Source organism: Alteromonas sp. 38 (assembly GCF_902506055.1).
GTDB lineage: Bacteria > Pseudomonadota > Gammaproteobacteria > Enterobacterales > Alteromonadaceae > Alteromonas > Alteromonas lipotrueae.
In genome coordinates this window covers 3975603-4001469 of sequence record NZ_LR733300.1, presented here as the reverse complement: position 1 = coordinate 4001469, position 25867 = coordinate 3975603, and the positions used below count along the sequence as shown (strand labels likewise).

17 protein-coding genes are annotated in these 25867 nt (G+C 43.9%); 14 read left to right on the top strand and 3 right to left on the bottom strand.

The window, feature by feature from the left end:
• Positions 1 to 387 precede the first annotated feature (387 nt).
• Together FLAVO9R_RS17250 and FLAVO9R_RS17245 are read left to right on the top strand one after the other, a co-directional pair.
• The gene (locus tag FLAVO9R_RS17250; RefSeq protein WP_159533342.1) at positions 388 to 3408 is read left to right on the top strand and encodes a TonB-dependent receptor; all 3021 of its coding nucleotides are present in this window, start codon (positions 388 to 390) and stop codon (positions 3406 to 3408) included.
• A gap of 180 nt (positions 3409 to 3588) precedes the next feature.
• On the top strand, positions 3589 to 4272 hold the full coding sequence (locus FLAVO9R_RS17245) for a type 1 glutamine amidotransferase domain-containing protein (RefSeq protein WP_159533340.1): 684 nt from the start codon (positions 3589 to 3591) through the stop codon (positions 4270 to 4272).
• Positions 4273 to 4448: 176 nt separating this feature from the next.
• On the opposite strand, the gene FLAVO9R_RS17240 is transcribed toward FLAVO9R_RS17245, so the two are convergent.
• Together FLAVO9R_RS17240 and argR are read right to left on the bottom strand one after the other, a co-directional pair.
• Complete coding sequence (locus FLAVO9R_RS17240; RefSeq protein ID WP_159533338.1) at positions 4449 to 7049, bottom strand: TonB-dependent receptor plug domain-containing protein; 2601 nt, start codon at positions 7047 to 7049, stop codon at positions 4449 to 4451.
• Positions 7050 to 7827: 778 nt separating this feature from the next.
• Positions 7828 to 8292, bottom strand: coding sequence for a transcriptional regulator ArgR (gene argR / locus FLAVO9R_RS17235; RefSeq protein WP_013782583.1), 465 nt, complete (start codon positions 8290 to 8292; stop codon positions 7828 to 7830).
• A gap of 232 nt (positions 8293 to 8524) precedes the next feature.
• Between argR and mdh the strand changes: the two genes are divergently transcribed.
• Positions 8525 to 9463: a malate dehydrogenase gene (gene mdh, locus FLAVO9R_RS17230; protein ID WP_159533336.1), complete on the top strand. Its 939-nt coding sequence runs from the start codon at positions 8525 to 8527 to the stop codon at positions 9461 to 9463.
• 1156 nt (positions 9464 to 10619) lie between these two features.
• Positions 10620 to 12809, top strand: a complete 2190-nt coding sequence (gene katG, locus FLAVO9R_RS17225; RefSeq protein WP_159533334.1) for a catalase/peroxidase HPI — start codon at positions 10620 to 10622, stop codon at positions 12807 to 12809.
• A 105-nt stretch (positions 12810 to 12914) separates the two neighbouring features.
• Here the strand turns inward: katG and ppc are convergent, their stop codons facing one another.
• Entirely contained in the window at positions 12915 to 15536 is a 2622-nt protein-coding gene (gene ppc, locus FLAVO9R_RS17220; protein ID WP_159533332.1) for a phosphoenolpyruvate carboxylase, read from the bottom strand.
• A gap of 233 nt (positions 15537 to 15769) precedes the next feature.
• Here ppc and FLAVO9R_RS17215 point away from each other — a divergent pair, with 233 nt between their 5' ends.
• From FLAVO9R_RS17215 to nqrM, 10 genes are all read left to right on the top strand, one after another.
• Positions 15770 to 16390 (top strand): FKBP-type peptidyl-prolyl cis-trans isomerase, encoded by a 621-nt coding sequence (locus FLAVO9R_RS17215; protein WP_057789303.1) that lies wholly within the window; start codon positions 15770 to 15772, stop codon positions 16388 to 16390.
• 378 nt (positions 16391 to 16768) lie between these two features.
• Positions 16769 to 17947, top strand: coding sequence for an enoyl-ACP reductase FabV (fabV, locus tag FLAVO9R_RS17210; protein ID WP_159533330.1), 1179 nt, complete (start codon positions 16769 to 16771; stop codon positions 17945 to 17947).
• 474 nt (positions 17948 to 18421) lie between these two features.
• Positions 18422 to 19762, top strand: a complete 1341-nt coding sequence (locus tag FLAVO9R_RS17205; RefSeq protein WP_159534705.1) for a Na(+)-translocating NADH-quinone reductase subunit A — start codon at positions 18422 to 18424, stop codon at positions 19760 to 19762.
• A 2-nt stretch (positions 19763 to 19764) separates the two neighbouring features.
• On the top strand, positions 19765 to 20967 hold the full coding sequence (locus FLAVO9R_RS17200) for an NADH:ubiquinone reductase (Na(+)-transporting) subunit B (RefSeq protein WP_159533328.1): 1203 nt from the start codon (positions 19765 to 19767) through the stop codon (positions 20965 to 20967).
• Positions 20957 to 21721 carry a Na(+)-translocating NADH-quinone reductase subunit C gene (locus tag FLAVO9R_RS17195; protein ID WP_159533326.1) on the top strand — a complete coding sequence of 255 codons (765 nt, stop codon included), beginning with the start codon at positions 20957 to 20959 and terminating at the stop codon, positions 21719 to 21721. Before FLAVO9R_RS17200 ends, FLAVO9R_RS17195 begins: the two co-directional genes overlap by 11 nt.
• 10 nt (positions 21722 to 21731) lie before the next feature.
• Positions 21732 to 22364 carry an NADH:ubiquinone reductase (Na(+)-transporting) subunit D gene (locus tag FLAVO9R_RS17190; protein ID WP_126872855.1) on the top strand — a complete coding sequence of 211 codons (633 nt, stop codon included), beginning with the start codon at positions 21732 to 21734 and terminating at the stop codon, positions 22362 to 22364.
• Positions 22365 to 22367: 3 nt separating this feature from the next.
• Positions 22368 to 22976: an NADH:ubiquinone reductase (Na(+)-transporting) subunit E gene (gene nqrE, locus FLAVO9R_RS17185; RefSeq protein WP_013782594.1), complete on the top strand. Its 609-nt coding sequence runs from the start codon at positions 22368 to 22370 to the stop codon at positions 22974 to 22976.
• A gap of 20 nt (positions 22977 to 22996) precedes the next feature.
• A complete protein-coding gene (nqrF, locus tag FLAVO9R_RS17180) occupies positions 22997 to 24229 on the top strand; it encodes an NADH:ubiquinone reductase (Na(+)-transporting) subunit F (RefSeq protein WP_062088288.1) in 1233 nt (410 codons plus the stop codon).
• Between the two features lie 67 nt (positions 24230 to 24296).
• Positions 24297 to 25328 (top strand): FAD:protein FMN transferase, encoded by a 1032-nt coding sequence (locus tag FLAVO9R_RS17175; RefSeq protein WP_159533324.1) that lies wholly within the window; start codon positions 24297 to 24299, stop codon positions 25326 to 25328.
• Between the two features lie 10 nt (positions 25329 to 25338).
• On the top strand, positions 25339 to 25572 hold the full coding sequence (nqrM, locus tag FLAVO9R_RS17170) for a (Na+)-NQR maturation NqrM (RefSeq protein ID WP_013782597.1): 234 nt from the start codon (positions 25339 to 25341) through the stop codon (positions 25570 to 25572).
• The last annotated feature ends 295 nt before the right edge of the window (positions 25573 to 25867 follow it).

The window sequence follows — 25867 nt, the reverse complement described above, 5'->3', positions numbered from 1 at the left end:
ATTGCAATAGGTAAATTTATTTTAATTGGTTATAATCATGAAAAATAAGTGTTTTTTACAAATCAGACTGAATTTTGTTAAACGCTGTTTATTAGTCCATGATATGTCATCAATAGAAACCACAAGAACAAGTCAGACGACCTTGGTTTTGATAAGTAAAATAACTTGACCAAATGGTCAGGTGTGTGGTGCAAAAAATGAGATGAAATCACGTCACGGAATTGACGCAGAATTGACGAAATATACAAAACTGTAATAAATATGACACGAAGGTCTATAACAATTTCATCCACTTAAAGAAGTCTTTTAGTCAATATCAGAGGTCGTAGAGGGGAATAAATTCCCTCTGCGCTAAAAAAAGAATTTTAAACAAAAAGGGAAACACACATGTACTCATCAGCTAAGCTCAGCCGCGTTGCTGCAGCAGTTGCATTAACAGTGGGTCTAACCACGACTGCAATGGCTCAAGTAACGTCTTCAGATATGAATGGCCAAATCGTCGGTCCAAACGGCAACCCTGCTGTTGGAACCGTAGTTAAAGTCACTCACGTACCAACTGGTGCGGTTAAATCAGTCACAGTAAATAGTGCTGGTACATTTAACCTTCGCGGTTTACGTGTAGGTGGTCCTTACACTGTTGAAATCGACTCAGATGAATTTGCAGATCAAACGATCAGCGATATTTACCTAGAGCTTGGTGAAGCAGCAACTATCCAAAGAACACTTGAATCTGCAGCTGATTACGAAAATATCGTAGTAACGGCTTCTCAAGTAGGTAGCTTGGCGTTCGGTCAAACTGGCCCTTCAGCAAACTTTGATTTGGCAACACTTCAACAAGCGCCAGCGATTAACCGTGATATCACTGATATCGTTCGTATTGACCCTCGTATCTATGTAGATGAAGGCGGTAGCGGTGGCATCCAGTGTGTGGGTAAAAGCCCTCGTTTTAACAGCTTGACGGTTGATGGCGTTCGCATGAATGACCTTTTCGGTCTTAACTCGAACGGTTACCCTACAGAAAGAATGCCTTTCTCTTTTGACGCTATCGAAGGTGTGTCAGTAGAAATTGCTCCTTTTGATGTAATTTACGGCGGCTTCTCTGCGTGTAACATCAGTGCAGTAAGTAAAACAGGTACTAACGAAGTTCATGGTTCTGCGTTCTACGACTATGGTAGCGACAGCCTACGTGGTGACTCACTTGAAGGTGATGATATCAACCTTGGAAGTTACACTGAAAAACGTTACGGCTTCACAGTGGGTGCACCGCTGATTAAAGATAAGCTATTTGTTTTTGCTGCTTACGAAAAACTAGAAGGCGCAAACACATTTGACCGTGGTGCTATCGGTTCTGGCGCAATTAATGAAGTTGCGCTTACACAAGCACAACTTGAACAAATTCAGTCTGTATCTCAGTCATTATATAACTTTGATGCTGGTACAACGCCACTTAGCATGCCTAACGAAGATGAAAAGCTTCTTGTTAAGTTAGACTGGAACATTAACGAAAACCACCGTTTTGCGTTTACGTACAACTATAACGATGGAAACAACTTCTCAGAATCTGACGGCGACGCAGATGAGTTTGAACTATCTAGCCACATCTACGAGCGTGGCGCAGAGCTACAATCATTTGTTGGTGTACTTTACTCAGATTGGACAGACAAATTCTCGACTGAAATCCGCGTTTCTCGCACAGAGCTAGATAACCTCCAGCGTTCTATGTATGGTGACGGCACTCCAGGCGGTAACGACTTTGGCGAAATTAAAATTGAGCTAGGTAATGATACAGATACTTCTGAAGACGACCTTACGGTTTTCTTAGGTTCTGATGACAGCCGTCAAGCTAACGACTTAGACTGGGAAGCGTTAAGCCTAATGTTCCGTGGTAACTATTACTTCGACAACGGCCACGCGTTAACTTTCGGTTACGAGAGCGACAAACTAGATATCTACAACCTTTTCGTTCAGCACTCTGAAACCTCTATTACTTTTGAAAGCTTAGAAGATTTCACTAACGGAACAAATGCAGAAATCGAATACGGTTATGCATATTCTGGCAACCTATTAGACCGTGCTGCTGAGTGGGGTTACACGTCACACTCTACTTACGCACAAGATGAGTTCTATCTTACTGATGATTTGAAAGTGGTTGCGGGTTTACGTTATGACTGGATCACAACATCAGACGAGCCTGTTGGAAATGCTGATTTCGTAGCTGGGAACGGTTATGACAACACAGCTAACCTAGACGGTCTTAGCTTACTACAACCACGTGTTGGCCTTAACTACACGGTAAGTGACTCAACTGAATTACGTGGTGGTGTTGGCTTATTCTCAGGTGGTAACCCGAACGTATGGATGACAAACAACTATCAAAACACCAACGTTATTGGTGGTGAAGTTGAAGGTGAATACGCTGACTTATTTGACGGCAGCATCACATGGGTTAATACAGAAGACGGCGTAACAGCTGGCCCTGGTTACTCAGTACCTTCTGATTTAGACGAAGAAATGTCTTCTGGTGCAGGTAGTAACTTTGAAAGTAACAACCTAGATCCAGGCTTCGTAATGCCTCGCGAATGGAAAATCTCTGCGGGTATGACTCACATCAATGATGAAGATTACGTATTCAACTTAGATTTCCTTTTAAGTGTGACGCAGAAACAAGCCATGATTAAATATGTGGGTCTTGAGCGTGTAGGCACAACTGACGAAGGTTACCCTGATTATGACTCAGTAGGTTACGGTTCACTTGAACTGACTAACTCTGATGAAGATTCAGTGTCTTACTCACTAACAGCGACCATGAACAAGTCTTGGGACAACGGTATTACTTTCACCGGTGGTTATAACTACAGCCACGCTGAAGATGTACAACCAATGACGAGTTCAGTAGCGTTCTCTAACTTCCAGTACAGAGCATTTACCGACATTAACGAAGAAGTATCTTCAGTGTCTGATTGGAATATCGAGCACCGCTTTACTGCTGACCTTCGCTACACCACTGAACTTATCGACGGTTACAGCACTATCTTCTCTGCTTATGCAGTAGCGCAGTCTGGTCGTCCGTTTAGTTACACCATCAGTGGTAACTCTGTATATGGCTATACGCCATACCTTGAAGGTAATAACGTATTACCGATTGGCGCAGAGCGTAATGATGAAACTAGCCCTTGGTGGGTTAAAGTGGATATCGCAGTTAGACAAAACATTCCTGCGTTCCGTGAAGATCACTCTGCTCAGGTTTACTTCGTAATGGATAACTTCACCAACTTCATCAACGATGATTGGGGTATTTTGGAAGAAGTTAATTTCAACACAGCCTCTCTAGGTACTTCATCTCCTGAAAGCCGTCAGGGTGATGCATCGCTTTGGGAAGTACGTGTAGGTATTGACTACCGCTTCTAAGCAACAGTTTAAAAACCAGTTGTAGTGTTAAATGCCACTTTCCAATTTTGGAAGTGGCATTTTTTTATCTTGCAAATCAACTTCTCCTAATGTTTCTCATCGCATTCCCTGCCTTTTTCTGATCTAACTATTACTGCCATACGAACGAATAACTAAATGAATTGTTCACATGGAGAACTTATGTCTAAACATATATTAATGGTAATGACCTCACATGAATTGTTAGGTGATACAGGCAAGAAAACAGGAATGTGGCTGGAAGAGTTCGCGTCACCGTATTACGCGTTCAAAGATGCGGGGTATACCATCACCTTAGCTTCACCTATGGGCGGCCAAGTGCCAATCGACCCAAACAGCTTGGCAGATGATGCCATGACCGACGATGCTATCCGTTACACAAAAGATGAGGTTGCAAGAAGCGCAATGTCCTCAACTATTGTGTTGGAAGATGTTCGTGCAGATGAGTTTGATGCTGTGTTCTATCCGGGCGGCCACGGTCCGCTATGGGACTTATCTGACAATACTCACTCCACAATGCTAATTGAAGATATGGTGAAAGCCCAGAAGCCTGTAGGCGCTGTTTGCCATGCTCCTATCGTACTTAAAGAAGTAAAACGCGCCGATGGTGAATTTTTTATTAACGGCAAAACCGTTACTGGCTTTTCAAATAGTGAAGAAGACGCAATGGGGTTAACCGACGTAGTGCCTTATTTAGTGGAAGATGCGCTTATCAGTAAAGGCGGTAAGTATGAAAGTACCGAAGACTTTGGCGTTAAAGTGTGTGTTGATGGTCTTTTGGTGACGGGGCAAAACCCAGCATCATCAGGACCCGCAGCAGAAACGCTTATTAAGGTACTTTCGTAGCGTACTTCAAGCACTTACACTACTCACTTAGCCCGTGTTGTCTAATTGACAGCTGGTATAAGGGGTTTATAAAGCGTTAATGATTACGAAAATAAGAAAACGCCGCTGACTGTGTTCTATCTCAAACAGATTAGAGATAGAACACAGGAAATGCGGCGTTTTTTATAAGTTAAATGTTAGAAGCTCGCTTGAACGTTGAAGCTCATAGTACGACCTAGTGGGTCATACAAAGAGTCATCATATCCGCGCCATTCCCCAGGTGCATACTCTTCAAGTTCATCGGTAATGTTGGCAATTCCGGCAGAAACCTTAACATTATCGTTCACATGATATGAAACCGTCACATTATGCTTAAAATAGTTGTCGGCATAATCGTAGTAATCGTAATAGGTTTCACCATTGGCGCCGATGAAGAGTGTTCTCCATGAGGCTGTCCACTTATCACCGTCTGTCCAATCTACCGTCAAGTTAGCGCGATTATCAGGATAGAATAATTCACCTGCCCACTCAGTACCTTCTTCTTCGTAACTAAATACGTGAGAGTATTCAAGGTTAACCCCGAAGTCTCCAATTTCAGTGGCCAGATCGTAGTTCGCGGTAATATCAAAACCGTTGGTCTTCACTTCTGAGTAGTTTGTGTAACCAGAGGTAATAGACGTAATTTTACCATCGCTATCACGAACGATACTGCTAGACGTACCATCTAAGTCAGCGGCAATTAAGTCATCTACATCAATATCTTCAATTTTATTTTCGTAGTCATATTGGTAGTAAGACACTTCAAGTGATAAATCATCAGTGACATCGTAAACCACACCAAGCGTAAGCGACTCAGAGTTTTCTGGGCTAAGGTCAGGGTTACCGCCGTAATAGGTTAGGTGTTGCTGACCGGATGAGCAGTAACTATCGTCGCTACCAGGATTATCTAGTGTATCGCAGTAATAGGTATCGTACGCGCTTGGGAAGCCGTAAGAAATGGTTGCGAACATTTCACTCATTGTAGGTGTACGGAAAGCTTCTCCCCAGCTAGCACGAAGTAACAGTGACTCAGTTGGGCGCCAGCTGATACCTAGCTTAGGTACGGTATCTGAGAACTCAGAGGTTGAAATGCTTTCGCCTGTATCCCCTTCAAGCTCGTACCCGTCGTAACGAAGTGCGGCAGATACTTCCACTTCATGGGGTAGTTCGATAGCAAACTCAGTATAGTAAGACTGTCGCTCACGAGTCGCATACACGTCGTCACCGCCCGAACCGCCTGAAATAATACCCAAGCCCGATTCAGGGTCAGATATCTGCTCAAAATCAAGGTAAGAGTACTCAGCGCCGAAAACAGCACTCACTGTCATGAAGTTATTCGAGAAAACTTCGCCAGAAATGCTGCCGTCAATAATGTCACGCATCTGTGTAGACTGGTAGGTGCCAGTGTGATCAGCGCTAGCTAATAGCTCTGCATTATAAGCAGACCAGTCGTCGGTACTTAAACCTTGAACATTAAATAAATCCAACTGTTCAGTATCAATTAAATCTTGTACAACTGTGTCGTTAACTAAGTTGTAATTGAATACCTCTTCTTTTGCCGATGTGCGCTGGTAATAAACCTGCCAGTCCCACTCGTTTCCACCAATATCGGTGTAACCTTCAAGCCCTGTTACCATTTCAAACGTGGTTTTTTCGGTTTTCGTATCACGTGTTCCCAAGCTAGCGGTACGGAAGTAAACAGCGCCATCTTGACCATAAGGGTTCATTGCGTTATCCGCATCGATGGTCAGCGAAGATGTAGATACTGGGGTAGCAGCATAACGAGTGTCTGTAGATGTCTGTAGTGCAGAGAAACGAGTAATAAGTTGCAAGTTCTCTGCTAACTCGTACTCGATTTTAGTCATTAAAGAGTTTTTCTCAGACGCGCCATAAAGCCAAGTGGTATTACCGTAGTAATAACCACAACGATCAGATTCAATCGATGTGTCAGCCACATCGCCACACAAATCTTCGTTATAAAGATACGAACTAGTATTTGTATCATAGAAATTGGCAACAGGGCTGTAGGTTGAATAGCTATCTAGTGCATTTTCGCCTGAAACTGCTACATCGGTGACTTCTTGAGTGTTTTCATGCTCAGCAATGAAAACGATACTACCTTTGTCATTGGTTACGCCGGCTGAAAAGTTGTACTTGCTAGAGTTGCCACCGTCAGCACCTGGATCTTCAAAGCTATAACCTACATTTACGCCATCAAACTGCTTCTTAGTAATAATGTTAATTACACCTGCCACGGCATCAGACCCGTAAATGGCGGAAGCTCCGTCGCGAAGAATTTCAATGCGCTCTACAATTGACATTGGGATCATCGACATATCAGAAGATGAGCCACCGTCGTACCCTAAACCTGGTAGGCGACGGCCATCCATAAGCACTAGCGTTGCGCCTGCACCCAGACCACGCAAGTTTACTTCACTAGACGCAGATGCGCCGCTGCCGTAGCCAGATTGGCCGCGAAATGAACCGAAAGTGTTAATCGAAGAGTTACGTAACACTTGGGCAACCGATGTATCGCCAGATAACGCGATAGATTCAGCAGTAATGACGGTAACGGGAGATACCGATTCAAGGTCAACCCGTTTAATACGCGAACCAGTAACCTGAATTTTTTCAACAGGCTCTACTGCGTTTTCATCATCACTTTGAGCGAATGCCATCGGCGAAGCCATTATGCTAGCAGAACCCGCTAACATAATGCTGCGCTTAATCGCGGTGCTTAGTTTATTCGTGTTAAACATTTAAATTCCCCTTGTCGAAGGTGATTACATTTAGTAATTACAAAGACGTTTATTAGTTTTTATTTTGAACAGATGTTTTCTGTCGGGAGAATTAAGCACTTCGTCGCGCTATTTGGCAATTTACAAAGTGTATAATTTGTTCTATTTAGACTTAATTTACTTTAATTATACGCAGGGCGGTGAAACCTTTACGCTCCTATACATTTGTAAAATAATTCTTATGCTTTTTATCTTTTTGGCTTGTTTAAAAATAAAACGAGGTTTGCATGGATAGAAATTAAAAATAATGTGAGAGGTAGATAGTGTGCAGGTTTAGCATGCAAATAGTGCGGGTTTAGTGAAGGGCTTGTGTATTAGGGGCGCAGGTGTAGCGTAGACGCGGGGCAGTTAAATATCATGTGAAGTTTAAAATGGGAGGGTGTTGTATCGAAGATGAAAATAGGTTCTATTATTTGAAAAATTAAAAGCGATTTTTTCTGATTTATCGTTTATTTTTTTGTGGGGAAAGGTTGTGGTAAAAGGTAAGGTGGCTTTTAATTTAATTTGGATAGTTGGATGTGCTTTTTAATGTTATAAGGTTGGTGGTGAAATTTAATTCTATAACGTATAAAACATTTAATTGTGGTTTTCGAATTCTTTACTTTTCTTTCCTTATTCTTTTCTAAGTCTATGATAATTTAAATGCACAGCTACCAAGTTGTTTTGTATCTCCCTGGTACAAATTCTTAACCGCCATCTTGTTATGGCGGTTTTTTTTGCTTAAAAATTTAGTCGGGCCTTATACATTCTCGAATAAGTCTTCTACCCGTTGGCGTAATTCTTCAATAAGGGTCACGTCAGCAGGGGCAATAAAAATGGTATCGTCGCCCGCAATGGTACCAAGCACACCATCTTTTTTGCTTAATGAGTCAAGCAAGCGTGCAATGAGTTGCGCTGCACCTGGGCTGGTGCGAATAATCACCATCACATTATTATGCACAATGTCGAGAACAAGTTGCTTTAACGGGCTTTTAGCAGTAGGCATACCCAGTTCAGGCGGTAGGCAGTACACCATATCGCCGCGAGCATTGCGGGTACGAACTGCGCCAAATTTACTTAGCATGCGGGAAATTTTAGATTGGCTAATATTGTCATGGCCTTGAGTTTTAAGGGCATCGACAATTTCACCCTGAGACCCATAGCTTTCCGCTTTCAAAATTTCTTTAAAGGCTTTAATCAGTTGCTCTTGTTTTGCGTTGGCCATAGCATCCTGCACATCTGTTAACGTTAATAAGTTAAATAATCGTATATTTTATATTGTGCCTTACAGGTGACCTTTGCGCAATTTAATTGCATAATCATGCATGATAGTGAATATCGACATAAAATTGCCTTAAATGGCCGTATTAAGACCATCAGATGATTGAGTTTTCCCCCGCGTTGCATTAGTGTGACGTTCCGTTTAAATACGTGAGTAATCCCATAGGAGAAATGGTATGAAAGTAGCCGTGTTAGGTGCTGCCGGTGGTATTGGCCAAGCGCTGTCTTTGTTGTTAAAAACACAATTGCCAGCTGGTTCTGAGCTAGCGCTTTATGATGTAGCGCCAGTTGTTCCTGGTGTAGCTGTTGATTTAAGCCACATCCCAACTGCAGTAAAAGTAACCGGTCACGGTAAAGATGACCTAGCTGGTGCATTAACAGGTACAGACGTTGTTCTTATTCCTGCTGGTGTTCCGCGTAAGCCGGGCATGGATCGTTCAGACTTGTTCAACATTAACGCTGGTATTGTTAAGAACCTTATTGAAGGTGTTGCTGACAATTGTCCAGATGCTTGTGTTGGCATTATTACTAACCCAGTTAATACAACAGTGGCGATTGCTGCTGAGACGCTTAAAGCGAAAGGTGTTTATAACAAGAACAAATTGTTCGGTGTTACTACCCTTGACGTAATTCGCGCCGAGACTTTCGTTGCTGAGCTTAAAGAAGTAGACGTTGCTTCTGTACACGTTCCAGTAATCGGTGGTCACTCAGGCACAACTATTCTTCCTTTGCTTTCGCAAGTTGAAGGTGTTGAGTTCTCTGACGATGAAGTTTCAAGCCTAACTACTCGTATCCAAAATGCGGGTACTGAAGTTGTTGAAGCTAAAGCTGGCGGCGGTTCTGCTACCCTTTCAATGGGTCAAGCAGCTGCACGTTTCTGCTTATCTTTGGTTGCAGCAATGCAAGGTGAGAACGTGGTTGAATACACTTACGTTCAAACTGACGACAGCGACGACGCTGCATTCTTCGCTCACCCTGTTCGCCTTGGTGCTAACGGTGTTGAAGAAATCTTGCCATATGGCGAGCTAAGCGCATTTGAAGAAAAAGCGAAAAACGACATGCTAGATGGCCTTCGTGGCGACATCAAGCTAGGCGTAGATTTCGTAACTGGCTAAAGCTAGGATTATGGGAGCGCTGCTCCCATGTACAAGGCAGGATTAGTAAGCTCTACACAAACACGCCGAGTATCCATCCATGGAGGCTTGGCAGTAGCATCCATGCTACTGACAGTTTGTTACGACCTTACTAATTCTGCCTTTTTGTTTGAGGTACCTACATAATCAATTCGCCGTAAATACTTCTCTGTAGGCTCCGCCACCGCATCCTTAGCAAGGGAGGGGCTACTATTTAATTTCAAACCGTTTATCTACTAACACGCACTCATCGCACTCAATAGATTTCATTTTTGTAAGACAGCATTCATGCTGCCGACAGTTTGTTACGACCTCAATAATCCTGCCTTTTTATTTGGGTAAATCACACGGCTGATGAGTTCATTTGTATTGTTAATATGCATGATACCCACCCACAGAGCAGAGATGTCGCCAGTAGCCGTATTGGCTAACGCTTCTATTGAATATCGGTAAACGTTTAAAAAGTTGCGAACGGATGATTGGTTCTGCTAATCATCTAATTGATAAGTGCTACTTAAGGTAGGTTTATTGTTTTTACCGGTAGTCGATTCTATTACTTTGCAATCGGTATCTATGTAGGGAGATAAAAACAAACGGTAGGCGCCAGCCATGACGAAATGCACTGCCAATGTATGCCTCAAAAAAGCGGTGTTCCCCGTTTTCATTTATCTGAAGTAATTTATCGTTATAGTCAGAGTCGCTCACACCTTCCTAGAGTCCTGAGGGTAAAGTAAACCGTTCAAATTGTGTTATAGGCATTAGCGCAAAAAAGGCGAGGGGCGGGTTTATAAGTGATCTGTTCAAATAAGAACTCCTGCCTAGGGATTAGTTACTAATATCGTTTGTTGCCCTATGATTTATCAACAAGCTTTTACAAAAAACGAGATAAAAGGCATAGAAAATTCATTGATATTGTCTACGCTTTCTTTAATTAATTCTACATGTCGGTGTTGATGAATAGCTTTATAAGGTCTTGTTTTCTCATCGTAAGGTTCAACGATTTCCTAATCGTTAAACCTATTCATCAGCATCGAAAAAACTCACTGTAGTAATATAAATCTAATAACTAGAATAATAACATGTCAATCAATCGGTTGGATTGATTAAGTGCTTTGTCGAACAGCAAGAGGTAACAAATATGAGTAACGCGAAGCTAGGCGATGTAAATGATTCAGATAGAAAGTGTCCCGTCATGCATGGTGGCCTTACGGCTACTGGCAGCACAAATATGGATTGGTGGCCTGAGGCGCTAAACCTAGACATATTGCATCAGCACGACACAAAAACCAATCCAATGGGTGACGAATTCAACTATCGCGAAGCAGTGAAAATGCTTGATTTTGATGAATTGAAAAAAGATATGATCGCGCTAATGACAGACTCTCAGTCGTGGTGGCCGGCAGATTGGGGGCACTACGGTGGCCTAATGATTAGGATGTCTTGGCACGCTGCCGGTTCGTATCGTATTGCAGATGGGCGTGGTGGAGCATCTACGGGCAACCAACGGTTCGCGCCACTAAACTCATGGCCGGATAACGTTAACCTTGATAAAGCGCGCCGCTTATTGTGGCCAATCAAGAAAAAGTACGGCAACAAGCTTAGCTGGGCGGATCTTTTAGTTTTTGCCGGCACAGTAGCTTATGAAAGCATGGGGCTTAAAACTTATGGTTTCGCATTTGGCCGCGCCGATATTTGGCACCCAGAAAAAGATACCTATTGGGGGGCTGAGAAAGAATGGCTAGCGCCAAGTGATGAGCGTTATAACGACGTTGAAACCCCAGAAACAATGGAAAATCCATTAGCTGCAGTGCAAATGGGGCTAATCTACGTGAACCCTGAAGGGGTGAATGGTAAACCTGATCCGCTTAAAACCGCACTACATGTACGTGAAACCTTTGCGCGTATGGCCATGAACGATGAAGAAACCGTTGCGCTTACGGCAGGTGGACACACCGTGGGTAAATGCCATGGTAACGGACGTGCGGAAAACTTAGGTCCTGATCCAGAAGGCGCTGATATTGCCGAGCAGGGTTTGGGTTGGATTAACCATGAATCACGTGGAATAGGTCGCGATACTGTATCAAGTGGTATTGAAGGTGCGTGGACGACTAACCCAACTCAGTGGGATAACGGCTACTTTGAACTGTTACTAAACTACGACTGGGAATTGAAAAAATCACCAGCGGGTGCTGAGCAATGGGAGCCTATTGACATTAAAGAGGAAGACAAGCCAGTTGATGTTGAAGATCCGTCAAAACGTTATAACCCTATCATGACCGATGCGGATATGGCGATGAAGATGGATCCTATTTATCGTGAAATTTCTGAGAAGTTTTACAACAATCCAGATTATTTCAGTGAAGTATTTGCTAAAGCATGGTTCAAATTGACTCACCGTGATTTGGGGCCAAAAGTACGTTATATCGGTCCTGAAGTGCCACAAGAAACGCTTATCTGGCAAGACCCTGTACCTGCAGGCAGCACGTCCTACGATGTGAATGCATTAAAAGCCAGCATTGCGGATTCCGGCCTAACAATTGGTGAAATGGTATCTACTGCGTGGGACAGTGCTAGAACCTTCCGTGGTTCAGACTTACGTGGTGGTGCAAATGGTGCCCGCATTCAGTTAGCGCCTCAGAAAGACTGGGAAGCGAACGAACCGGAAAAGCTAGCTAAGGTATTGTCGGTGTTGAAACCACTTGCTGAGGCAGCCGGTGTAAGTCTAGCAGATACCATTGTGTTGGCAGGTAATATAGGTGTCGAAAAAGCCATCGAAGCGGCAGGGTTCAGCGTTGATGTGCCTTTTTCAGCAGGTCGTGGTGATGCGACTGATGATATGACGGATGCTGATTCTTTTGCACCACTAGAGCCGCAGGCCGATGGTTTCAGGAACTACTTGCCGAAAGACTACGTGGTTAAGCCAGAGGAGCTGTTGTTAGACAAAGCTCAGTTGCTTGGGTTAACGGCTGCAGAGATGACGGTGTTAGTAGGTGGAATGCGTGCAATGGGAACAAATTACCAAGGCACTGCACATGGTGTGTTTACAGGTAGTGCTGGCTCACTAACGAACGACTTTTTCACGACTATCACCGATATGCAATACACGTGGAAGCCCACAAGTAAAAACACTTACGGCATTGTAGATAGAGTGTCCGGTGAGCAAGTTTATTCAGCGACTCGTGTTGACTTAGTCTTCGGTTCAAACTCTATATTACGTTCTTACGCTGAGGTTTATGCGCAAGACGATAATAAAGAGAAGTTCGTTAAAGACTTTGTTAGAGCTTGGACTAAAGTGATGAATGCCGATCGCTTTGAATTACAGGCTTAACATTCAGTTTGTAATGTAAACTCACTAAAAAGCCCGCTTCAAGCGGGCTTTTTTATTTGTGCTATTTGGTTAAATAGTATGATTACGTACCTATCAAGATAGGTACTAACCTGTATTACGCATCCCTGTTGCGATACCAGTAATGGTCACCATCATGGCACGCTCTAGTGCGGTATTTTGCGCATTGTCACCCGCTTTACGAATTCTATCTAGCAATTCGATTTGTAGGTAATGAAGCGGCTGCAAGTAAGCGGCGCGAATTTCCATTGATTCTTTACCCAATGGATCAGCTTTCATAATGTCGTCTTCGCCAGTTAATGCTAGCAATGAAGCAATACTTTCTTTAAGTTCCTCTCGAAGGGCTGCACCAAAATGCTTAAGCTCTTCCGGTACTAGGCGCTCATCGTAGGCTTCACTGATACGTGGATCCGCTTTATGGAATACCATGTCCAGCATCGATAAGCGTGAACGATAGAATGGCCATTCGGCAAACATTTCATTCACGACTTTTTCATTTTCCGCATTTTTCACGCTATCGATAGCACGCATTACACCTAACCATGACGGCAAGACTAGGCGTGTTTGCGCCCACGCAAATATCCAAGGAATAGCACGAAGACTTTCGATACCACCTTGTGGCTTACGCTTAGAAGGTCGGCTGCCTAACGGTAACTTACCAAGCTCTTGTTCAGGTGTCGCCACGCGAAAGTAAGGCACAAAGTCTTCGTCATGGCGCACAGTAGCGCGGTAGTTGTCGCGACCCTGACCTGCCATCGTGGTAATTAGTTCACGCCACTCTTCTTTTGGCGCCGGGGGTGGGAACAACATGGCTTCAATTATCGCGCTGGCATAAATGCCTAGGCTTCGTTTGGCCAGTTTAGGCATACCAAACTTATATCGAATAGTTTCGCCCTGTTCAGTAACACGGAATCCACCTTCTAATGAGCCAGGAGGCTGCGAATAAATAGCAGCGTGGGCAGGTAAACCACCTCGGCCAATTGTACCGCCACGACCGTGGAACAAGGTAAGTGAACAGTTAAACTCTTCAGCAATAGCCACTAGCGCTTCTTGAGATTGATACTGAGCCCAACCTGCCGCAAGTGCGCCGGCATCTTTAGCTGAATCTGAATAACCAATCATCACGAATTGACGGCCTTTCACATAGCCACGATACCAGTCGATAGAAAGCAATTTACGCATAACACTTGGCGAGTTGTTTAAATCGTCTAGCGTTTCGAACAAAGGTGCAACTGGCATTGGCCAATCAACACCGCTTTCTTTAAGCAGTAATTGAACGGCAAGTACATCTGATGGCTCACTCGCCATCGAGATAATGTAAATACCAAAACCGTGCTTGCTGTGCTTAGCCACTACTTTACAAGTATCAAGTACTTCTTTCACATCTTCCGATGCGCCCCATTGGGCAGGGAATAGTGGGCGCTTTGAGCCAAGCTCACGTAGCAAGAAGGCTTGTTTGTCTTCTTCGCTCCATTGTGAGTAGTCACCTAACCCAAGGTAACGTGTAAGTTCACTAAATACATCAGCGTGGCGTTCTGAATCTTGGCGTACATCTAAACGAAGTAGGTGAATTCCAAAAACGCGGGCACGGCGAATGGTATCTAGCAGTAAGCCTCTAGCGACTACATCCATGCCACAGTCGATAAGTGACTGGTGGCAAAGTAGTAGGGCTTCTAACAGTTCGTCGTTACTTTCAATCCAGTTAGACGTATCTGGGTTTTTACCGGCTAAATAATTAGCAATACCATCTCGGGTAGCGATAAAACGGTCTAGTAAAGGGCGAAGTAGAGCGCGGTAAGGCTCGTTCGCATCGCCTACTTTTTCACGCAGTGTGTTATTGCAGTCGTACATAGACAGTTCAACTTGCAAGCGGTCTAAGTCAAGCGCAAAAAGCTTCGCGGCACGTTTACGCGCCAAAAGTAATACTTGCTCGGTAACTTTAGAGGTTACAAACGGGTTGCCGTCGCGGTCACCGCCCATCCAAGAGCTAAATTGCACCGGTGAAGCATCTAGCGGAAGCGACACGCTGTAGTCTTCTTGCAAACGGCCATCTAGCTCGCGCAGGAAATCGGGAACAGCTTCCCACAGTGAATTTTCAATAACTGAAAACCCCCAACGAGCTTCATCAACAGGGGTAGGGCGCACAGAACGAATTTCCTCTGTGTGCCACGCTTGGCTAATTAAATCAGCAACACGAGTCTCTACCTTACTTCTATCTGTATCGGTTAAAGACTCTTGATGCACAGCCTGTAAGCAGTCTGCTAACTCTTTATGTTTATGAATAAGGGTGCGACGTGTGACTTCGGTAGGGTGAGCCGTTAATACTAAGTCGATGTTCAACTTTCCGACTGCTTCTTGCACTTTATCAGCCGTGAGGTCGGCTTTATCTAGATGCTTAAACAGTGCATCAATAGACGCGTCAACATTCATTGCACTGTTATATTCTTGCTCAGCAATATTCCCTAGGTTTAAAAACTGTGCGAAAGCACGGCCTACCGTCAACAAGTCGCTGTCGGTCATCGTTTTGAAAGTTTCTTTCAGTTCATCACTGCAACTCGTGTCTCCCTGATAAGACGCTCGGCCGTCTTTTCGAATCTTCTCAATGCGATCAAGCCACTCTTGGCCTAATTGGTTTTTGATGGTTTCACCTAGCGTTTTGCCAAGGTATCTAACTGTATCTTTTAGTTCAGCATCGTAATGAGTGTGCATGCTATCCTCCCAATTATATGGCCTTCACCATACTAAGTACTTAACAAGTTGTAAAACCACTTTGCGTTATAATTTACAATATTTTGTTCCATTTGCCCCCATCTATTTAATGCTCAAAGCAAGATAAATTATGGTGTGCTACACTCTTGCATCGGAAAATGCAGAAACATATTCGTGAAACGCGGTTTGTTTGAAATTTGTACTGCATTTGTAATTTAATTTCAGGAGTTCTTGTGACTGATACATTCAACACAGTGGAAACCCAAGCAAGTTACGGCATTGGTTTTCAAATGGGTCAACAATTGCAATCTAATCCTTTTGAAGGTTTAGCTATTGACGCGGTAGTGACAGGGTTAAAAGATGCTTTCGCGGGTCAAGCTCCGCAGGTTGATAACGACGCACTACGTGATGCATTCGGCGAAATCCATAAGCGTATGCAAGCTGAGAAAGAAGAAGCAAGCAAAGCGGTTATCGAAGAAGGCGTTAAGTTCCTTGAAGAAAACGCAAAGCGTGAAGAAGTTCAGGTAACTGAATCTGGCCTACAATACGAAGTATTGGCTGAAGGCGATGGCGAAACGCCAACTGCAGATAGCACGGTTCGCGTGCATTACCACGGCACACTTACTTCAGGTGACGTTTTTGACAGTTCTTACGATCGTGGTCAACCGGCTGAATTCCCAGTTGGCGGCGTGATCAGAGGCTGGACTGAAGCACTACAGCTTATGAAAGTTGGTGCTAAGTTGCGTTTATACGTACCACATGATCTTGCGTACGGTGAGCAAGGAGCTGGTGCAGCAATCGCACCATACAGCACGTTAATTTTTGATGTTGAATTGCTTGATATCTTAGGTTAATTCACTCAAAAAGGTGAGCTCTTGTGGGGGCTCACCTTTTTATTCACTTCACATTTAACGTCACACTTCACACTTCACTTTTCTCTCCCTTGCTCGACTTATACGTCCGTTCTTAAATTAGCATCTACCCTCGTTTTACATTAACTTCTAGCGTAATAGTCGTTAATCATTTTTGTTTTCGTATACATTCTATAGCGTTCCAAGATATTCTTTCGATATAGACGTTAAAAACAGTTTTCGTACTAGGCTACCCATTTGTACATGTGTATCTTTTTGATGAATAAGGTGTTCGGTGTGTATATTGATGTCATCTGCTCCGAGTTGTTATCAGCCTTTGCACGTTTACAATAGGCGCACGCATAAAAAAGGAAAATGAATATGGTTATCAAGCCTAAAGTGAGAGGCTTTATCTGTACAAACGCACATCCTGTGGGTTGTGCAAAGTCAGTAGAGCAACAAATTGCCTATATTGAAGAGAAAGGCAGCTTGGGTGATGGCCCTAAAAATGTGCTAGTCATAGGTAGTTCTACGGGTTATGGCTTGGCATCGCGTATTACTTCTGCATTTGGTTATGGAGCAAAAACCCTTGGCGTTTGCTTCGAAAAAGCGCCTTCAGAACGTAAAACTGGCACTGCGGGTTGGTACAATACTGCTGCTTTCCATCAGCAGGCAGCTAAAAAAGGGCTTTATGCTGAGACTATCAATGGTGATGCGTTTTCTGATGAAATTAAAGCGCAAACAATAGATAAGATTAAAGCCAATATGGGTAAGGTCGACCTTGTGATTTATAGCTTGGCGTCACCGCGCAGAACCGATCCAGATACGGGCGTAGTCTATAAATCTACGCTTAAACCTGTGGGGCGTGAGTACACCACCAAAACTTACGATACCGACAAAGACAAAGTGCATGATGTTACCCTAGAGGCGGCAAACGACGACGAAATCTTAAACACCATTAAAGTCATGGGCGGAGAAGATTGGGAGCGTTGGATGGATCAACTGGGCGAAGCTGGCGTACTTGCTGAAGGTTGCAAAACCACGGCGTATACCTACATAGGAAAAGCCCTAACGTGGCCTATCTATGGCCAGGCGACCATCGGAAAAGCGAAGGAAGACTTAGACAGAGCCGCTGCTGCTATCATTGGTAAAAACACCGAGTTACTCGTTGAAGCGAATGTCAGTTCGTTGAAAGCTCTGGTTACACAAGCCAGTTCTGCCATTCCTGTTATGCCGCTTTATATATCGTTAATGCAGGAAGTGATGAAGCGCGACGGGACCCATGAAGGCTGTATTGAACAAATACATGGGTTGTTCTCTACCTGCCTATTCGGTGATACACCTACATTAGATGAGGCAAACCGCTATCGCATGGACGGCATTGAAACCAATGACGTTACGCAAGCTAAAATTCAAGCCTTGTGGGACAAAGTGACCCAAGATAACTTTCATGAGCTAAGCGATTACGCTGGTTATCATCACGAATTTTTAAAACTGTTTGGTTTTGATATTGAAGGTGTTGATTACGAACAGGATATTGACCCACTCGTGAAATGGTAAAGGTTTACTATACTTAGTTAAGCCTAATATTGAGTAGAGCCGTCGAATAGACGGCTTTTTCGTTGTTTACTTACCACTTAAACGTAAATGGGGTTTACATTAAATTATAGAAAAGTTGCTCTTTATCTATGATTTGCGTGGCACAAACCGCTCGGTTAATGCTAAAATCCCGAAATTAAGCAGGGGTCTATTCTACCCCTACTCAACAACAGCGTTGATAGCAGTAATACAACAACAAAAATAAGTGTGAATTTTCACTGTTGGTCTATAAAAGAAAAGGCGTATAACGTCGCTTATACAATTGGAATATAAGTTACGGCTTCATAACAGGCTGACCGTAACAGTAAAAAATTCCGTCAATCTAAATATTAAAGGTGTTCAACACCTTAACAATAGTACGCTTTTGCATGCTGATAAGCAGGATTGTCTACGGTCATGCAAAAGAGTATTTCTATTAGAGTAGTGCGATTACATATGATAAAAATCAAGAAAGGTCTCGACCTCCCAATAGAGGGAGCGCCGAAGCAGGAGATCGCTGAAGGGTCTGCTGTTTCACGCGTTGCCATTCTGGGAGAAGAATATGTGGGTATGCGCCCTACCATGCACGTCCAAGTTGGCGATGTAGTGAAAAAAGGCCAGATGCTTTTTGAAGACAAAAAGAATCCTGGCGTTAAGTTCACTGCTCCAGCTGCGGGTGAAGTGGTAGAGGTAAACCGTGGTGCAAAGCGTGTTTTGCAATCAGTAGTGGTTAAGGTTAATGGCAGTGATGCTGTTAGCTTTGATAAAATTGCTGCAGACAAAATCGCGAGTACTGAGCGGGAGCAACTCCAATCAATCCTAGTTGAGTCAGGTATGTGGACAGCGTTGCGTACGCGCCCATTTAGCAAATCTCCAGCCCTCGACTCGATTCCAAATTCAATCTTTGTTACAGCAATGGACACCAATCCGCTAGCCGCGGACCCAGCGGTGATTATTGCTGAGCGCAACGATGACTTCGTAAACGGCTTAAAAGCGTTAACGCAGTTAAGTGGCGGCAAAGTTTATGTTTGTAAAGCTGCAGGCTCATCAGTAGCCACTGGCGATGCCGCAGTAGACGTAGAAGAATTCGGTGGACCACACCCAGCCGGCTTAGCAGGTACACATATCCATTATTTGGATTCTGCTGGTTTGAATAAAACGGTTTGGCATATTAGCTACCAAGATGTAATGGCCTTTGGTGCATTGCTTACTACGGGTGAGCTAGATGCCCGTCGTGTTATTGCTATTGGTGGTCCATCTGCTAAAAATCCTCGTCTAGTTCGTACCTCTATAGGTGCTGATTTAGAAGAGATGCTAGCAAACGAACAACAAGACGGTGACGTTCGTGTCGTTTCGGGTTCCGTGTTAAACGGCGTAACAGCACAAGGTGTTCACGGCTTCTTAGGTCGTTTCCACACCCAAGTATCACTGCTTAAAGAAGGTCGCGAGAAGAAATTCCTTGGCTGGATCACACCTGGTTCAGACAAGCATTCCGTCACGCGCGCTTATCTAGGCCACTTAGGTGGCAGCAAGAAGTTTGATATGACAACAACAACCAATGGCTCTGAGCGCTCTATGGTGCCAATTGGTAATTACGAACGCGTTATGCCCCTAGATATCATTCCTACGCTTTTGCTTAGAGATCTGATTTCTGGTGATTGTGACAGTGCTCAGACATTGGGTTGTTTAGAGTTGGACGAAGAAGATTTGGCATTGTGTACCTATGTATGCCCTGGCAAATACAACTACGGCCCGATTTTACGCGACTGTTTGACCACGATTGAGAAAGAGGGTTAGTCATGGGTTTAAAAGCGTATTTAGAAAAGATTGAACCGAACTTTGAGCCAGGTGGAAAGCACGAAAAATGGTATGCACTGTATGAAGCAGCGGCAACTATTTTCTACACTCCTGGTAAAGTAAACAAAGCTAACACGCACGTGCGTGACAGCATTGACCTTAAACGCATCATGATTTTGGTGTGGTTAGCAACATTCCCAGCAATGTTCTTCGGTATGTACAACATTGGTTTCCAAGCGCAAGAAGCTATTGCTGCTGGTGCCGGTACACTGCCTGACACATGGCAAGCAGGTTTATTCACTGCCTTAGGTGGAGACTTAGCGAATTCCGGTTTGTTAGGGTTATTCTTCTATGGTGCCTGCTTCTGGCTACCTATCTATGCAGTTACCTTTATTGTTGGTGGCTTCTGGGAAGTACTATTTGCTTCGGTACGTAAGCACGAAGTTAACGAAGGTTTCTTCGTTACCTCGGTACTTTTCGCATTAACGTTACCAGCAACTATCCCGCTTTGGCAGGTTGCATTAGGTATTACCTTTGGTGTGGTTATCGCTAAAGAAGTCTTCGGTGGAACTGGCCGTAACTTCCTAAACCCTGCATTGTCTGGTCGCGCGTTCTTATACTTCGCATATCCTGCACAAATCTCTGGTGACCAAGTTTGGGTTGCTGCTGATGGGTACTCAGGTGCAACATCATTAAGCCAAGCGGCTTCAGGCACGCTTGATTACGCTAACATGGACCTTTGGTTTGATAGCTTCTTCGGAACTATCGCAGGTTCTGCGGGTGAAGTATCTGCATTAGCTATCTTAATTGGTGGCTTGTTCATTATGTACATGCGTATTGCAAGCTGGCGAATTGTTGCTGGTGTAGCGATTGGGGTAGCCGTGTTTGCCACCTTGCTGAATATGATTGGTAGCGATACCAACTACATGTTTGCTATGCCTGCATATTGGCACTTTGTTATTGGTGGTCTTGCCTTTGGTATGTTCTTTATGGCCACAGACCCTGTGTCTGCATCGTTTACCAACCAAGGTAAGTGGGCATACGGTATTTTCATCGGCTTTATGACAGTACTTGTACGTGTGCTAAACCCAGCCTTCCCAGAAGGTGTAATGTTGGCCATTCTTTTTGCCAACCTTTGGGCGCCACTGTTCGACTATTTCGTCGCACAAAGTAATATCAAGCGGAGGGTAGCTCGTGTCGGCTAAGAAAGAATCTTTAGGAAAAACGATTGGCGTTGTAGTTGCCGTTTGTCTTGTGTGTTCAATTGTTGTATCTGGCGCCGCTGTAGGCTTGCGCTCGTTACAACAAACTAATGCGTCGCTCGATAAAAAGAGCAACATTTTGAACGCAGCAGGGCTTTACGAAACAGGCATGACGGGTAAAACCATCGAAAGTACATATAGCGAAAAGATTGAATCTCGCTATGTTGATTTGGAAAGCGGTGAGTTTGTAGAAGCGCCAGAGCCAGATTACGATATGTATAAAGCAGCCAAGCAAACTGAATACAGCACAAAAGTGACTAGCAGCAACGTTGGCTTCCAACGTCGCCCTAATGTTGCCAGTGTTTATTTGGTACGTGATGAAGCTGGCGATGTATCTCGCATTATCTTACCAGTGCACGGTAGTGGTCTTTGGGATCTTATGTACGGTTTTCTTGCCCTTGACGCCGATGGCGAAACCGTTCGTGAGTTGATTTACTATCAACAAAAAGAAACACCAGGACTTGGTGGCGAAGTGCAAAACCCAGCGTGGCAGGACAAATGGGATGGAAAGAAACTATTTGAAGATGGCGAAGTGGCTATCCGCGTAGTTAAAAATGCAAACCCAAGCAATCCACACACTATTGATGCGCTTTCAGGTGCTACCCTAACCAGTAAAGGTGTTGAAAACACTATTCAATACTGGGTAGGCGAGCAAGGCTTCGGCCAGTTCCTGAAGACTCAGGCATGGCGTTCATAAGGGGAGTCTCATGGCAGATACTAAAGAAATGAAAAAGGCCCTCTTTGGGCCAATTATGGACAACAACCCTATCGCCTTACAGGTTCTGGGTATTTGTTCAGCACTGGCTATTACCACTAAGCTAGAAACAGCCTTGGTAATGTCTTTAGCGCTAACAACGGTTGTAGCGTTCTCGAACTTGTTTATTTCAATGATTCGTAACCAGATACCATCAAGCGTTCGTATCATCATCCAAATGACTATCATTGCGTCGTTGGTAATCGTAGTTGACCAAATATTGAAGGCTTATTCGTACGAAATTTCGAAGCAGCTGTCGGTATTCGTTGGTTTGATTATTACTAACTGTATCGTAATGGGTCGTGCTGAAGCCTATGCAATGAAGAGCCCACCTCTGATGAGCTTTTTAGATGGTATTGGTAACGGTTTAGGTTACTCATTTGTACTCATTGTTATTGGTACAATTAAAGAGCTATTCGGTTTCGGTACTATTCTGAACTTCGAAATTCTTCCACTAGTTCAAAACGGTGGTTGGTATCAGGGTAATGGTTTGTTAATCCTACCATTTAGCTCATTCTTCTTAATCGGCGGTATGATTTGGGTTATCCGTACCCTTCGTCCCGAGCAAGTAGAGCCTAAGGAGTAAGTCATGGAACATTATTTGTCGTTATTTGTTCGCTCAATTTTTGTTGAGAACATGGCGTTATCACTTTTCTTAGGTATGTGTACCTTCTTGGCGGTATCGAAGAAAGTTAAAACTGCTATGGGTCTTGGTGTTGCGGTAATCGTAGTACTGGGTATTTCTGTACCGGTTAACCAAATCATTTATGTGAACATCCTTGCACCAGGTGCACTAGCGTGGGCTGGTTTCCCTGACGCAGATTTAAGCTTCCTGAATTTCTTAACCTTTATCGGCGTTATCGCGGCATTGGTTCAAATTTTGGAAATGAGCTTAGATAAGTTTTTCCCTGCGCTTTATAACGCGCTTGGTATCTTCCTTCCGCTAATTACGGTTAACTGCGCTATCTTCGGTGGTGTGGCATTCGCGGTACAACGTGAGTATAACTTGACCGAAAGTGTCGTTTACGGCGTAGGAAGTGGTATGGGCTGGGCAATTGCAATTGTGCTGTTGGCCGCTGTACGTGAGAAGCTTAAATATGCCGATATGCCTGATGGTATTCGTGGTCTGGGCTCTGTGTTCATGATTGCGGGTCTTATGGCACTTGGCTTCCAGTCATTCACTGGTATTCAGCTGTAATCGAGCTCGGGAGCATATAAATGAATCAAGTAGAAATTTTCCTAGGCGTCGGCATGTTTATTGCCATTGTATTGGCGCTAGTATTTATCATCATGTTTGCTAAGTCGAAGCTGGTACCAAGCGGTGATGTAACTATCACTATTAACGGTGACCCAGACAAAGCAATCAAAACTGAGCCAGGCGGCAAGCTTCTCGGTGCACTTGCAGATGCTGGATACTTCGTATCTTCAGCATGTGGTGGTGGTGGTTCTTGTGGTCAGTGCCGTGTAGACGTGCATTCAGGTGGTGGTGAAATTCTTCCAACTGAACTTGATCACATCACTAAAGGTGAAGCCCGTGAAGGCTGCCGTTTGTCATGTCAGGTTGCGATTAAGCAAGACATGGAAATCGAACTTGAAGAGTCAGTATTTGGTGTTAAAAAGTGGGATTGTGAAGTTATTTCTAACGACAACAAAGCGACCTTCATCAAAGAACTTAAGCTTCAAATTCCTAACGGTGAAAGCGTACCTTTCCGTGCTGGTGGTTACATTCAAATTGAAGCCCCTGCGCATCATGTTAAGTATAAAGAGTTTGAAATCCCTGATGAGTATCGCGGTGATTGGGAACGCTTTGGCTTCTTCGATATCGAATCTAAAGTAGATGAAGAAACCATTCGTGCTTACTCAATGGCTAACTACCCGGAAGAAGAAGGTATTATTATGTTGAACGTGCGTATCGCTACGCCGCCACCTAATAACTTAAGCCTACCTGCTGGTAAAATGTCATCGTACATCTGGAGCCTTAAAGAAGGCGACAAAGCAACGATCTCTGGTCCATTTGGGGAATTCTTCGCAAAAGAAACCGAAAACGAAATGGTATTTGTTGGCGGTGGTGCGGGTATGGCGCCAATGCGTTCGCATATCTTCGACCAACTTCGTCGCTTAAAAACTGATCGTAAGATGAGTTTCTGGTACGGTGCTCGTTCACTTCGCGAAATGTTCTATACAGAAGACTTCGATGAGTTAGCTGCAGAAAACGATAACTTCAAGTGGCACGTTGCCCTTTCAGATCCTCAGCCTGAGGACAACTGGGAAGGTTACACTGGGTTCATTCACCAAGTTCTTCTTGAGAACTACCTGAAAGATCACCCTGCGCCAGAAGATTGTGAGTTCTACATGTGTGGACCACCTATGATGAACGCAGCCGTTATCAACATGCTGAAAGACCTAGGTGTTGAAGACGAAAACATTATGCTTGATGACTTCGGTGGTTAATCCGAAAATCGACAAGTGAGTAAAGGGGGCGTAAGCCCCCTTTTTGTTTAGTTAAAGGACCCATAACGTGATTCGATTCTTTGCCAGAATAGCATTAGCAGTTATTGCTATGAGCATCCTCTTTATTGCCAGTTGCAGTGAAAAACCCCTTTCGGTAGTACATCTGCAAGGCCAAACCATGGGCACGACTTACAATGTTAAGTACGTACTAGGTGAAGGTGAGGCGGCAGTAGAAGGTTTGCAGGAAGAAATTGACGCTAAGTTAGTTAACATTAATAAAATGATGTCGACTTACGATACAACGTCTGAGTTGTCTCGTTTTAACCAATACCGATATTCAGATAACTTTGCTGTGTCTCAAGAGACACTTACCGTGGTTACTGAAGCCCTTCGCTTGGCCCGTTTGAGTGACGGTGTGCTAGATGTTACGGTTGGGCCCTTGGTCAATCTATGGGGATTTGGCCCGAATAAACGGCCAGAAAAAGTGCCAACCCAAGCAGATATTGATGCAGTTCGCGATTACGTAGGTTTTGAGAAATTATCTACTACGCCAACCGGCCTTAAGAAAGCAAACCCCATGCTGTATGTTGATTTATCAACGATTGCTAAAGGTTATGGTGTTGATGAAGTGGCGGCCATTTTAGATGCCCATGATTTAGAGCATTATCTTGTAGAGATTGGCGGTGAAATGCGGGTTAAAGGCGAGCGTGGTGATGGCAATGAATGGCTAATTGCGATTGAAAAGCCGGTAACGACAGAACGCGCGGTACAAAAAGTGGTGTCTATTGGCACTAATGCTATAGCGACTTCGGGTGATTACCGTAACTATTACGAAGAAGACGGTAAACGTTATTCTCATTTGATTGATCCGAATACCGGCGCACCGATAACCCATGATTTGGTGTCGGTTACGGTGGTAAACCCATCTTCAATGATTGCTGATGGCTTAGCCACAGCGTTTAATGTAATGGGGTGGCAACGTGCAATCGACCTTGCAGAGCAAGAGCAACTTGCTGTATTCCTCATTCGTCGCACAGCCGACGGATTTGAAGAGTATGCCACGCCAGAATTTGATAAACTGGTAGAAGTAAATAATTAAGGAGTAGGCTATGTCTACGTTTATTTTAGCATTCGGTTTCTTCCTCACTATGGTACTCGCCATGGCTGTTGGCTACCTGGTGCAGCGCAAAACTATTTCGGGTAGTTGCGGTGGACTAGGCGCATTAGGTATCGCTAAAGCATGTGATTGCCCCGAGCCTTGCGACAGGAAAAAATCTCGTATGGAAAAAGAAGAAGCGAGAGAAAAGAAATTGAATGAATGGAAACAAAATCAGATCCTTTAATCTGATGATGTAGTTAACCTAGTGATGTAAGTAGGCGCTGATAAAACAGAGCCTTTCACAACATTGGATCACACTATACGGCAATAACCGTTCCTAGATAAAAGCGCGATAGGCTGCAAGCTTACCGCGCTTTTTTTATCTAAAACGATACGCCTATTTTGCCCATTCACTCATAGTTCGCGCAAAGTGGTTGCTCACTATTCATCGTATACAGTGGTAAGCCTAACTGATATGTTCTAGAATACTGTTTTTACATACAGCCCTTTTAAAGGCTTGTATAATAAGAGCTAGCAAC